The organism is Bacteriovorax sp. Seq25_V (assembly GCF_000447795.1).
GTDB lineage: Bacteria > Bdellovibrionota > Bacteriovoracia > Bacteriovoracales > Bacteriovoracaceae > Halobacteriovorax_A.
Genome location: NZ_AUNI01000015.1, coordinates 46219 through 58251, shown reverse-complemented (window position 1 = coordinate 58251; position 12033 = coordinate 46219). Strand labels below are relative to the sequence as shown.

Genomic DNA, 12033 nt, shown 5'->3' with positions numbered 1-12033 from the left:
ATCAAAAAATGTGCACAATTTTTATACTGTCTACTTTTTAAACAATTTCCACAGCATAAGCACCTGATTTTCCATTATCAAAGATGGCACCCCTCTTGCTTATATATTAGTGAGTTTAAATATATCGGGGGAAATATGAAACTATTAACTTTTACACTACTTCTAACAAATCTTTCTGTTTTCGCAGCACCTGTAATGAAAGTAGAGTGCAAGACAGCGAGAGAAAATTTTATCGTTAAAATCAAAGATAATAATCTTACTATTGATGGAAGATATCCGGCACAAACAATGGCACAAAGAACACGTGACCTTGGGAAGGGTGTTGAAAAAATCTTTTACTTATCTGGTGAAAAACATACGATCCATATCGGTGACAAAAATAAATTCAGTGAACTCAATGACTTCATCGCTATCAAATCGAGAAAAGGTCATGAAGTAACATTTCCTTTAAATTGCCAAAACCTATAATTACCTTGACCAACGAAAGAGCTTAGCACGATCAACGTCTTCCTCTTTCGGTGGTATTTTAAACCCTTCGCATCCATTGATTGTGATTCTTGATTCTCGTTTAACTGAGACGTAAGAATTTAGGGTGACGAAGTTACTTTTTCTTTCTTTAAATTTATGGTTATACAGGGCGAGATCCACATCGTAATCCCCCACCAGGGTCTCGCCCGCATTTAAAATATTTCCAGCATAATTAAATTCGGTAACAGGAGCCTGGACAATAACATTATCCGTTACTCCATTATAAAGAACTTCATTCTTGTCACTTGATTTAGAAATGTTAGCCTCGGTAATTAAGCGGTCATGATTAAAAGCAGGACATTCAAAATTTTCAAATCTTTTAGAAACAGCCGCAGCAGAGTAAAAAAGAGAAAATACTCCCCCCTTAATTTGGTGACGACGAAACTTATTTTCTGCCTGAGTCCCTGGAACAACCAGTGGAATATACATATAACCAACAGTTGTATTTACTGAGTAAGCGCGACGCCTTACTCTCACAAGCCAGGAGTTCACACCAAAATCTGTAATTAAACGATCAAGGCTTTCTCTATCAAATTGTGGAAACTGAATTGAATTTGTAACGCCTTTTGATACCAACTGCTTTCTCAAGGGTCCGACTTTCCATTTATCAATTTTAGTCTCAGTAAGTTTTGCAGAACTCATATCTATATAGTAACTACTATCTTTAAACTTTACCTCTGCCTCTTTCGTACAAGAGATGAGACCAAACGAAAATAATAAGATCAGAGTCTTTTTCATCATTACCCTTCAATTAAGAAACAATGATATAAGATGATTTTTGCACGTTCTTAATTTTTAAATTTTTACATTCTTTTACTATCATACTCTCATAGCTATTCATTTTCGTGTCATCAGCTGTAATTTGCCCACTCAATACAATAACTGACAAGGCACGTTCACCATTAGCACTAACAACTCTCTCTTCTAAAGCTTCCCCATTAACCAACTCTACTTTAAAGTCGCGATGCTCAGTAAGAACGACAGATGACTTTGAAAAGTTTCCACTCATATGATCAAAAGCCTGCAGAGTATTTTTTTCTGCTTCAAAATTAATAACATCAAGAGCCTTATCAATATGAAGTTCTCTTGGTTTGCCATTATCAAGACGATTCCAGTCCCATACTCGATAAGTCACCCCAGAGCTCTGTTGAATTTCACACATCAATACATCTTTTCCAATTGCGTGAATTGAGCCAGAACGTACAAAGAAAAAATCACCGGCCTTAACAGGATAAAAATTTAATAATTCATTAACCTGACCAGACTTTCTAATTTCTTCTTCTAGCTGTTTTTTATCAACACCATCTTTAAGACCAAGATAGATCCCCTCTCCCTCTGGAGCATCAAGAATCAACCAGCACTCACTCTTTCCACTATCACCTTCATGCTTCTTTGCATACTCATCACCAGGATGAACTTGAATAGATAAGTTGTCAGAGGTATCAATAAACTTCACGAGGTATGGTAACTCCTCAGATGAAAAGATTTCATTTAGCTTGTTTCCATCAAGGGTTTCGCTGATCCCATCTTTGTGTCGAGACACTTCCCAAGTCTCTCCTAGAGGCTCCGCTGATGTAATATTGCCTAATAATTCGGGCTTCTTGAGGTCTATTAATCTAGTTCCGCCCCAAATCTTATGAGTCAGATATGGTCGTAGTGGATATAATTTCAAATACTTCTCCTAAATATCGTCTTTCTAGTAATTCTTATTTTAGAAACTTACAGACCAAAGTACAAGCCCATATGCTAAACACCTAAAATAACAACTTCTCGAAATAAACTGAGCAAAGTCATTTAAGATAGGTCTATGAAACAGATCGCTGATATACCGGTTATTACCCTATCTAACGTCGTGTTTTATCCCTCGACGTCTCTACCTCTCTACTTTGTAGATAAGGACTTTGAGTTAATGATAGAAAAATCTCTTAAGGAGCAAACTCCTATTGCTGTCTCATTGAGTAGAGAAGAAGAATCAAGTGACGGTCGCCCTATCCCATCTCAAATTTGCTCTATTGGTATGCCTATCGTTCTCGATAGACTTGAAGATGGAAGCCTCAAGGTTTTACTGAGAGGAATTGGTAAGGCACGTCTTATCGAATCTAAGTGCAACATTCCCTATCAAGTCTATTCTGCAGAAATTGAATTCGTGAACGATGCTCAGACACTGCTATTTGACCAAATAAAGTTCAAGTACTTTAAGTCCCTACTCTACAACTGGCTAGAAGAAGCAATCAAGGACCCAGGAGAAAAAGAGCAGTTTATTCTTTCGCTCAACGGTCCAGATACTATTATCGATTATGTCTGCACCTTTCTTATTAAAGATATTGCAACCAAGCAGCTACTACTCGAAATGAAAGACAAGAATGAAGTATTAAATCTTCTCAGCTTAATTTTTGAAAAAGAAAATCCATTTCATGAAAATCAATTAGTCACAGATGCTATCCGCGACTTCAATTCAATGAATAACTTCGATAACGATCGAGTTGCAAATTAGACGATAGGAATTATCCAATTTGTAATAGTCATCGCAACTCCTGAAACTACAGGAATCATTAGGTTGTCGTCAATTTTCGTTGAAAGAAGTTCAGCAAAACAACCTGCAGTTGAAGCAATTAAAGCAAATGCGAATAAATTAATATTTACAGGAAAGAAAAGTAATCCATAAACCATTACAACGATAAAACATGTAATGAAACCTGCAACGCTTCCTTCAAGAGATTTATTTCCATAGATTTTTTGAGTTCCAAACTTAATTCCAAATGCAGATGAAATTGGATCGGAAAAAACTAGAAATAAAGTAGAGATAATAGCTATTGGCTCTTCAAAAAATGTAAGAGAAAGACCAACCCCAAGGGCATAAAATGGAAGACCACTGATTGAGTTCTTCTCACTCTCCCTCATAAAAAGTCCCATATATGTCACAACCAGTTTATTAACTGATTCAACTTTCAAACGAAGCAGTTCAAAAGCAATACTAGCAAGCCCAAAAATCAGAAGAATCTGGCCAACGCTCTTCGCTGGGACGTCTAAAGAAAAATAAATTGCTAGACCAGTCAAACCTGTCACGATGTGCCATGCCTTTCTTAGCAGATGCAAATCACTTCTTTTCAACAAAACTTCTTTAATTTCCATATCTTCTTCCATTACTGTAGTAAAACTATAATCTTTTCTTCTTTTTAGCGTGATTCGTCATTGCGCTTGGCAAAAAACCAAGGAAAAAGGTTTTCGAGGCCTTTCAAATAAGTCTATAATATGGATGACTTATATCATTAAGGAGTAATGCTTGTGACGGATAATACAAGTTCATATATAAAAGAGGCCAGTGACCTACTTGGCACTCAAAATGGATCACAGAAAATTTGGGCCATCGGTGGTGGAAAAGGTGGGGTTGGAAAGAGTTTAGTAACTTCCAACTTGGCAATTTGCCTTTCTCTACTTGGAATGAAAGTTGTTATCATTGACATGGATCTTGGAGGGGCGAACCTTCACACATGTCTTGGTGTACCAATTCCAGAAAAGACGCTTTCAGACTACTTTGCAAAATCTCATACAAAGCTTGATGAACTTCTAACTCCTACACTACTTCCAAATCTTAAACTAATTAGTGGTGCTCAGGATGAACTTGGGATTGCAAACCTAAGACAAGTACATAAGAGTAAACTTATCTCACATTTAAGAGAGCTTGACGCCGACTATATTCTTCTCGACTTAGGTGCAGGAACGACAAGTAACACACTAGACTTCTTCCTATCTGCAGATCAGGGGATTCTTGTTACACTTCCAGAACCAACTTCAATTGAGAATACATATCGTTTTATCAAGTCTGTATTTCACAGAAAACTTGCTCTAATGGAAGACTTCCTTGAGATTTCTCCAATTGTAGATAAAGTTCTAAATAGTAAGATGTCTGAGAAAAATACACCATCTGAAATTATCGAGAAGGCAATGAAGATTGATCCAGTAATGGGACAACGCCTTAAGAATGAAATCGAGGCATACTCTCCAAAACTGATTATTAATCAGTGTAGAACTCAAGCTGATATTGATATCGGTTTCTCAATGAAGATCATCTCGAAGAAATACTTTGGACTAAACCTTGATTACGTTGGCTTCCTTGAGTACGACGCGACAGTTTGGCAAAGTGTGAAGAAGAAAAGACCGCTGATTTTAGAGTTTCCAGGTTCTTCACTCGTTAAGAACTTTGAAAGCATAATTCATCGAGTGCTTAATCTATCGAAGAAAAACGTCTAGGGAAATAATAGAATGAATGAACAAATTAAAAATTACTATGAAGTACTCGAAGTAAGCGTGAATGCAAATGGTGAAGAAATTTACCAAGCATACACTAGAGCGAAGAATGCCTACTCTGGTGACAGTTTAGCACTTTACTCTCTTCTCTCTCAGGATGAGGCTACTAAGATTCTCGAACTAATTGAAGAAGCTTATAATATTCTATCTGACCCAGAAAAAAGAAAGCAGTACAACAATGTGAGAGGCATCAATGCCGATTCATCGAGTCACTCTTTGGGAGTGAGTGCTGATCAAGTTGAAGAATTCAAGCAAAATAAAAGTTCTGGTGAAATTAATAAGATCGTTGCAAAGAAACGCTATGGACTTGATTACAAAGAAGATGCTGAATTCGAAAAAGAAATTGAACAATGTGAAGAGTTCACCGGAGAATTTCTTAAGCGAGTTAGAGAGTACAAGAACGTTGATCTAGTTCGTCTCGCAGAGATGACAAAGATTTCTAAAACCTACCTTCAATATATTGAAGAAGAAGATGTAGCAAAAATGCCAGCAACTGTTTACATCCGTGGTTTTGTTTACCAATATGCAAAATGCTTAAAACTTAACCCAGAGCTTGTAGCAAATTCATTTCTTAATCGCGTAAAAAAACTGAAGGAAAATCTTTAAGTCATGTCTTCTAATGAGAAAGATACGGTGATTGAAATATCAATCACCGAAGATGACATTAAAAACTACAAAAGACTTGATCAATTCCTATCAGAAAAAATCACCGATACTAGTCGCTCTTTTTTAAAAGACCTTTTCGAAAAAGGACAGATTACAGCGACCACAAAAATAGAATTAAAGAAAATGCCAAAGGTTGCGACAACGGTCTCAGTCACGATACCACCGCCAAGACCCGCTGACGCTGAACCACAAAACATTCCACTTGAAATTATTTTCGAAGATGAACATCTTGTCTTTGTGAATAAACCCGCGGGAATGGTTACCCATCCAGCACCAGGTAATTATGACGGAACTCTCGTAAATGCCATTCTCTATCACTGTAAAGATATAAAAGGTGTTGGAGATCAAAAAAGACCAGGAATTGTTCATCGCCTAGACAAAGGAACAAGTGGGATCATGGTCGTTGCAAAAACCCAGAAATGTCACGAAGGCCTTGTAAAACTTTTTTCAACTCACGATATCGACCGCTACTATGAGGCGATTGTGATGGGAAATACTCTCCCTATTGGAGGAAAACTCGAATCTACAATTGGTAGACATCCTACGAATAGATTAAAGATGGCAGCAAATGTTCGTGGAGGAAAAGAAGCAATTACTCATTATAAAGTTCTCGATTACTTCAACAATCTTTCTCATGTCGAACTAAAACTTGAAACAGGACGAACTCATCAAATTAGAGTTCATCTCTCTTCCCTACTTAATAGAGCAATTCTGTGTGATCCTATTTACGGAAATCCAAAACAGCATATACAAAGAGTCTCTCCAGAAATCAGCAATATTATCTGTGAGTATGAATATCCATTCCTGCATGCAAAAATACTAGGCCTTGTTCATCCAATTACAGGTGAAAAATTATTCTTTGAAGTTGAGCCGCCTCAAATTTTTAAAGACGTGCTAAAACTAGCAAGAGAGCAAAGAGATGAAGATCATTCAAAAAGAAATTGATTCGTATATCTTCGAGGTTTACTCAGACAGACCACAAATAAGCTTCAAGGCCGTAAATCAAGTTCATGGTAATATTATTTTTGACTGCCATGAAGAGCTACTTGATGCAGATGGAGTTGTCTGCACATGTGGTCAGTGTACATTGGCGATAAAGACTGCAGACTGCCTACCGATTGCAATAATTGGCAAAAAAGGACATGCCCTTATCCATGCAGGTTGGCGCGGACTTGAAAATAAAATTATAAAGAATGATCTCATACGAAAGATACTACCTACTCAATTCTTTATCGGTCCACATATTGGGGTGGACGCCTATCAAGTTTCTGACGATTTTTTAAATTACTTTGAAAAAGATAAGTTCATTACCAAAGATGGAAGGTACCACTTCTCCTTGGAAAAAGAAGCGACAGAACAAATCTTGGACAAGTATCCAAATGCAGTGGTCCAATACAGTAATGCGTGCACTTTTTCAGATCACAGGTATAATAGTTATCGAAGAAATAAAACTGATTTAAGAAACTGGAATATTCTAAGGAAAGGATAAAATTATGAAAAAAACTTTTTTCGAAAAAGCGACATTAAACCAGAAGATGCTTTTCTTCGTCCTGGGTGCTCTCATGACGATTTTTTCAATCTACTTAACTTCACACTACTTTAGCGCAAAGTATCCAACAGGGTTTGAAGCGGGATCAATTTGTAACATCAACTCATTTTTTAACTGTGATGCTACAACACTATCTCCATTTGGAAATATTGCAGGGATTCCTATCTCAATCTTTGGTGCACTTATGGGTGCCTTTGTAATGCTTACATTCCTATATAATAATGATGAAGTTGAAAGTGCTCTTTTAACAGTTCTAGGAGTTAATGCTTTTGGATGTGTGGTACTTTTCCTTTATTCACTAATTGGACTTGGTCACCTTTGTCCATTTTGTACTCTTTATTACCTGGCCTCATTTGGCGCTCTTTTTATGTTGATCAAAGTTGGTGAGATTCGAGGGTTAAATTTTAAGTTCATCAGCATTTACGCAATCGTAACTCTTGCGGTGGCAGGAATTACTTACTCATCTGTGCAAAGCTGGGAATCAAAGAAGATTCAAATGAGTCAAAGTCTTGTTAAGATGTTCTATGGTCTTCCTAATCTTGGAACCCCTGGAACACCATCTCCATTCAGATTAGCTAGTGCGACAGAAAAATTTGAAGATGCTCCAATTCAATTTTCAATTTTCTCGGACTTTCAGTGTCCTGCGTGTAAAGCTCTAACAACAGTTGTTGAAAAAATCGCTGAAAAATACAAGGGCAAAATTAATATTCAATATTTCTTCTACCCACTAGATCACAATTGTAATCCAAATATGGAGAGACCTCTTCACACTTATGCATGTCAGGCGGCTTACATGGCTTCTTGTGCAGATCCAGCAAAATTTGGTCCAATTCACGATGACATCTTTGCAGATCAAGAAAAGCTATCGACAACGTGGATTAATAATTATGCCAACAAATTGGGTGTAACTGAGTGTATGACAAAACCAGAGACAAAAGAAAGTGTTGTGAAAATGATTAATCAAGCAGATACATTCTCTGTAAGATCAACACCTACTACTCTTCTAAATGGTGTTAAGATTGAAGGTGTAAGACCATTAAGCGATTACTACGCGATTATGGATGAGATCTTAAAAAGAGCAAAAAAATAATATATGAGTGATAAGAAATCGAAAGATATTCCTAAATTTCCAGTGGGTCTCATTGAGACCCACTGTCATCTCGACTATTTAAAAGATTTATCAACAGAAGAAATTGTTAGCAAGTCCAATGAATATCACGTCGAAAAAATAATTACGATCGCTGTTTCTCCAGATAATCTTGATACTGTTATTGAGCTAACAAGAGAGCACGACTGTGTTTATGGAACGCAAGGAATCCACCCACATGATGCTAAATTTTTCTCAAAGGAAGTTCTGCAAAAAGTAGAATCAAATCTGAATGAGCCGAAGATAGTTGCCGTAGGTGAAATTGGTCTTGATTATCACTACAATAAGTCACCGAAAGAGATTCAAATTGAGGCATTTGAATCTTTCTTGCAATTAGCCTCCGATAAGGATCTTCCTGTTGTTATTCACACACGTGATGCCGATGAAGATACCAAGAATACTCTGTTAAAATTCTCAGCCAAACTCAAGAGAAAAGGAGTTATTCATAGTTTCACTTCATCTATTGAATTAGCACAATTTTGTCTCGACCAAGGCTTTCACCTTGGCTTCAACGGCATAATTACTTTTAAAAATGCTGAGAATGTTAGAGACGTATTAAGAATTACTCCTCTTGAACGTATTTTAATTGAAACAGATGCGCCATTTCTCACACCTATTCCATATCGTGGAAAAGAGAATGCTCCCTTTTATCTTCCTTTTATCGCGAAAGCTATTGCTGAGATTAAAGACGTTCCGGTAGAAGAAATTTTAAGAATAACTAAAGAGAATGCAAATCAAGTATTTGGGTTTCAAAAATAAGTTCTGATAAATTAGATGCACATTGAGCAGCAGGCTTTGGCGGTAATTCTTCGCACTTATTTTGTATTAGTTGATAGCGATCACAATTTCTAAATAGATCTGTAAACTTCATATCTGTTTCTTTTGCAATCCAACAGATAGAATCAAAAACTAAAGAGTAATAAACTGGGAATTCATTTTCTCCACAGAGACCATTTGACCCACTAACAAGAGCTAGAACTTGGTATTCGCCATCTACGTTAACAAGGGCTGGTCCACCACTATCAATATAACACGAGTCTTTACCATCATCTCTAATATCGACTTCATGATTATTAAAGTTTTTAATCATGATATCGACTTTTCTCTTTAGGCCATATTCAGGTGTGACATTTGTGAAAACAGGCTTATCTTCACCATCATATCCATATCCAACAACTGTCGTAGTCTGACCTTTCTTCAAATAGTTTTTTACAACACTTAGATTTTCTAGAATTTTCAGAGGCTCAACATCTGTAATAGGTTCTTTTAAAAAAACGAGTCCCACATCATTGGCATTATAATCACCAAAGTTGACGAATCCACGACGCTCATTCCACTTAAGGCTTGGGTGAAAGATAACTCTTTCAACTTCATGTTGACCACGTAAAAATGCGCGAAGAGCTGGACGCTTCTCTCCATCTCCGACGTAAACTCTTATTGATTCAGCAGCAAAACCACCAAGACAATGAGCCGCTGTAAGAACGACGTCTTCAGCAATTAAAACACCTGAGCAGTGAAAATCACCATTTCGAACAAGAGCAACCACGGCCTTAAACTCATCTTTTTCAACGAGTTCTCCACCAACAATAGAAGATGTGTTAATTTCTACATGAGTGTTCGACTCTTGTGGCCCACAAGAATTAATCGAAAGTAAAAGAAATAGTAGAATTGATATTTTTTTCAAATTGCTCTCTATCTAAATGATTAGAAAGAGCAATCTATAGCATGCCTAGACCTTCGGCTCAATAGCTTCACTATTTTTTTCAGTCTTCTTAAAAGACTCATATAGTTCACTAAGTCTTTGAAATTTCTTATTCTTTTTGAACTCACTCATTACCGAGTCGATATTTTCCATGATTTCAAAATGAACATCAGAAGCCTCATCAATCGCTCGATGCCCCTCACTCCTTAAAATATTATCCACAGTCGTTCGTTTTGAATCACGCGCAATATTCGGACCGTCATTAAAGAAGTAGTCATCATCACTGATAAAATTCAAATTCTTCCCTACGTTCTGGGGAATAATATCATTTCCAAAGCCAACACTATCAAGAGTCACAAGAAGGTTCACCTTCCTAAAACCTCCCTTCAGCGTATTGAGGTTATTTGCGATATTAACTGCAGCATCCCCACCAAGAGAATGTCCAATAAGTATTATTGGCTGATCCTTTGTTCTTCGAAGAATCTCTTCCATCACCTTATCTTCGTCCTTCCAAGAAAAATGTTCCGCGCCAGTAATCGCTGAAGCAAGCTCTGGAAGCCCCTGATCATCACTTGAGAAGGTTCCAAGTTCGAGACCTGAGATGAGAAAAATACCAGGTTTATTAATTGGTACATCGGACTTCTCTTTAACAGGTGCCGCCTTTTCGGCCTTGGCCGCAACAGGAGTTTCAGCTCCTCCGCCCAAGCTAATACTAGGAATTGGAAGAGGGCTCACAATCGCCTTGGCCAGTGAAACTCCCGCATCTTTTAGAAGATGCTTCGATGCTCTTCCTATTTCTTTTCCATCTTCTTTTATTGAGTTTTTGAGATCTTTGGCCTTCTTAGAAATGTCGACCTTCTCTGCCTCGACTGGTGCTTTCGCATCTTTTGCAAGCTCCGCTCCTGAAGTCGCTGATGGCCTAGCCACCCTCTTTTGCAGGTAGTCATCTTTAGTCTTATAATGTTTAACAGTTGAAGCCGTTTCCATCTCTTAATTATACGATTGAAATTTATTTTTTTGCAGGTGGTAAAAGACAACCCTTTGGGTAGGCAAACTAGCTCAATTATGGCATATTATGGCTAATTTCAGTTTAATAATCACCTAATGGAGTCAAGTATGTCTCAGAAAATCAGAGTCGGAATCAACGGACTTGGAAGAATTGGTAGAACAGTTCTAAGAGAAATTTTTAGTCGTAACATCAGTGAATTAGAAGTAGTAGCAGTTAACTCTCCAGGAGAGCCAGAAGGTTATGTTCACCTACTTAAATATGATTCAGTTTTTGGAAGATTTGATAAGAAAGTTAGTATCGACGATGGAGATACTCTTGATATTGATGGACACAAAATTACTTTCCACAAGTATCGTGACCCTGCAGAGATTCCATGGTCAAAAGATGAAGTTGATTTAGTAATTGATTCGACAGGTATCTTCAAAGATAAAAAATCTCTTTCAAAGCACCTTAGAGGAACGGTTAAAAAAGTTATCCTTTGTTGCCCAGGTAAAGATGTTGATGAAACAATCGTCATGGGAATCAACTCTGACCTCTACAATCCAGAAGAGCATAATATTGTTTCAAATGCTTCATGTACAACTAACTGTCTTGCTCCTGTAGCAAAAATTCTTAATGACAAGTTTGGAATTGAGTCAGGTTTCATGACAACGGTTCACTCATATACAGGCGATCAGAGAATCCTAGATGCTTCTCACAAAGATTACAGAAGAGCGAGAGCAGCAGCGGTATCAATGATCCCAACAACTACTGGTGCAGCGAAAGCTGTTGGTCTTGTTATTCCTGAACTAAAAGGAAAGCTTGATGGATTCGCAGTAAGAGTACCAACTCCAAACGTTTCTCTTGTTGATCTTAATGTAACAGTTAAAACTCCAACTACGATTGAAGAAGTTAATCAGGCAATGCTTGAAGCAAGTAATGGTGCCCTGAAGGGAATCCTTGCATACGAAGAAGAAGAGCTTGTCTCAGTTGATTATATGGGAATGAGAGAATCTTCATGCGTAGATGCTAAGCTTACAAACGTAATCGGTGGAACAAATGTAAAAGTAGTTGCATGGTATGACAACGAAGCAGGATTCTCAAATAGAGTAATCGACCTCGCAATTCTTATGGGAGCGAAATAA

General features: G+C 37.3%; 14 protein-coding genes. 9 read left to right on the top strand and 5 right to left on the bottom strand.

Translation table 11 applies throughout. The features are described from left to right. The first annotated feature begins 135 nt into the window (after positions 1-135). Positions 136-468, top strand: coding sequence for a hypothetical protein (locus M900_RS08015; protein WP_021274749.1), 333 nt, complete (start codon positions 136-138; stop codon positions 466-468). Here M900_RS08015 and M900_RS08010 read toward each other — a convergent pair whose 3' ends face one another. Both M900_RS08010 and M900_RS17140 read right to left on the bottom strand, forming a co-directional pair. Next, positions 469-1266: a hypothetical protein gene (locus tag M900_RS08010; protein ID WP_021274667.1), complete on the bottom strand. Its 798-nt coding sequence runs from the start codon at positions 1264-1266 to the stop codon at positions 469-471. Between the two features lie 13 nt (positions 1267-1279). Continuing rightward, positions 1280-2200 (bottom strand): type I phosphomannose isomerase catalytic subunit, encoded by a 921-nt coding sequence (locus M900_RS17140; RefSeq protein WP_052600795.1) that lies wholly within the window; start codon positions 2198-2200, stop codon positions 1280-1282. Between the two features lie 135 nt (positions 2201-2335). Here M900_RS17140 and M900_RS08000 point away from each other — a divergent pair, with 135 nt between their 5' ends. After that, complete coding sequence (locus tag M900_RS08000; protein ID WP_084703540.1) at positions 2336-3022, top strand: LON peptidase substrate-binding domain-containing protein; 687 nt, start codon at positions 2336-2338, stop codon at positions 3020-3022. On the opposite strand, the gene M900_RS07995 is transcribed toward M900_RS08000, so the two are convergent. Continuing rightward, entirely contained in the window at positions 3019-3660 is a 642-nt protein-coding gene (locus M900_RS07995) for a diacylglycerol/polyprenol kinase family protein (protein WP_021274454.1), read from the bottom strand. The two genes, M900_RS08000 and M900_RS07995, sit on opposite strands and share 4 nt — an antisense overlap. Before the next feature lie 153 nt (positions 3661-3813). Here M900_RS07995 and M900_RS07990 point away from each other — a divergent pair, with 153 nt between their 5' ends. From M900_RS07990 to M900_RS07965, 6 genes are read left to right on the top strand one after another with little or no spacing between them, the layout of a single operon-like run. Then, entirely contained in the window at positions 3814-4779 is a 966-nt protein-coding gene (locus tag M900_RS07990) for a P-loop NTPase (protein ID WP_021274430.1), read from the top strand. Between the two features lie 12 nt (positions 4780-4791). Further along, positions 4792-5442: a helix-turn-helix transcriptional regulator gene (locus M900_RS07985; protein ID WP_021274494.1), complete on the top strand. Its 651-nt coding sequence runs from the start codon at positions 4792-4794 to the stop codon at positions 5440-5442. A 3-nt stretch (positions 5443-5445) separates the two neighbouring features. Further along, complete coding sequence (locus M900_RS07980) at positions 5446-6447, top strand: RluA family pseudouridine synthase (RefSeq protein WP_021274561.1); 1002 nt, start codon at positions 5446-5448, stop codon at positions 6445-6447. Beyond that, positions 6422-6991: a polyphenol oxidase family protein gene (locus tag M900_RS07975; RefSeq protein WP_021274710.1), complete on the top strand. Its 570-nt coding sequence runs from the start codon at positions 6422-6424 to the stop codon at positions 6989-6991. Before M900_RS07980 ends, M900_RS07975 begins: the two co-directional genes overlap by 26 nt. A gap of 4 nt (positions 6992-6995) precedes the next feature. Then, complete coding sequence (locus M900_RS07970) at positions 6996-8141, top strand: thioredoxin domain-containing protein (RefSeq protein ID WP_021274783.1); 1146 nt, start codon at positions 6996-6998, stop codon at positions 8139-8141. A 3-nt stretch (positions 8142-8144) separates the two neighbouring features. After that, positions 8145-8957, top strand: a complete 813-nt coding sequence (locus tag M900_RS07965; protein ID WP_021274517.1) for a TatD family hydrolase — start codon at positions 8145-8147, stop codon at positions 8955-8957. Here the strand turns inward: M900_RS07965 and M900_RS07960 are convergent. Both M900_RS07960 and M900_RS07955 read right to left on the bottom strand, forming a co-directional pair. Continuing rightward, entirely contained in the window at positions 8917-9882 is a 966-nt protein-coding gene (locus tag M900_RS07960; RefSeq protein WP_021274455.1) for a trypsin-like serine protease, read from the bottom strand. The genes M900_RS07965 and M900_RS07960 overlap by 41 nt on opposite strands. Before the next feature lie 45 nt (positions 9883-9927). Beyond that, the gene (locus M900_RS07955; protein ID WP_021274696.1) at positions 9928-10887 is read right to left on the bottom strand and encodes a lipase family protein; all 960 of its coding nucleotides are present in this window, start codon (positions 10885-10887) and stop codon (positions 9928-9930) included. 129 nt (positions 10888-11016) lie between these two features. Here M900_RS07955 and gap point away from each other — a divergent pair, with 129 nt between their 5' ends. Then, a complete protein-coding gene (gene gap, locus M900_RS07950) occupies positions 11017-12033 on the top strand; it encodes a type I glyceraldehyde-3-phosphate dehydrogenase (protein WP_021274328.1) in 1017 nt (338 codons plus the stop codon).

Bases quoted from the DNA above. Each gene is read 5' to 3' on its own strand.
- M900_RS08010 (WP_021274667.1), bottom strand. From the start codon at position 1,266: ATGAAAAAGACTCTGATCTTATTATTTTCGTTTGGTCTCATCTCTTGT.
- M900_RS07975 (WP_021274710.1), top strand. From the start codon at position 6,422: ATGAAGATCATTCAAAAAGAAATTGATTCGTATATCTTCGAGGTTTAC.
- M900_RS07985 (WP_021274494.1), top strand. From the start codon at position 4,792: ATGAATGAACAAATTAAAAATTACTATGAAGTACTCGAAGTAAGCGTG.
- M900_RS08015 (WP_021274749.1), top strand. From the start codon at position 136: ATGAAACTATTAACTTTTACACTACTTCTAACAAATCTTTCTGTTTTC.
- M900_RS07955 (WP_021274696.1), bottom strand. From the start codon at position 10,887: ATGGAAACGGCTTCAACTGTTAAACATTATAAGACTAAAGATGACTAC.
- M900_RS08000 (WP_084703540.1), top strand. From the start codon at position 2,336: ATGAAACAGATCGCTGATATACCGGTTATTACCCTATCTAACGTCGTG.
- gap (WP_021274328.1), top strand. From the start codon at position 11,017: ATGTCTCAGAAAATCAGAGTCGGAATCAACGGACTTGGAAGAATTGGT.
- M900_RS07970 (WP_021274783.1), top strand. From the start codon at position 6,996: ATGAAAAAAACTTTTTTCGAAAAAGCGACATTAAACCAGAAGATGCTT.
- M900_RS07980 (WP_021274561.1), top strand. From the start codon at position 5,446: ATGTCTTCTAATGAGAAAGATACGGTGATTGAAATATCAATCACCGAA.
- M900_RS07965 (WP_021274517.1), top strand. From the start codon at position 8,145: ATGAGTGATAAGAAATCGAAAGATATTCCTAAATTTCCAGTGGGTCTC.
- M900_RS07995 (WP_021274454.1), bottom strand. From the start codon at position 3,660: ATGGAAATTAAAGAAGTTTTGTTGAAAAGAAGTGATTTGCATCTGCTA.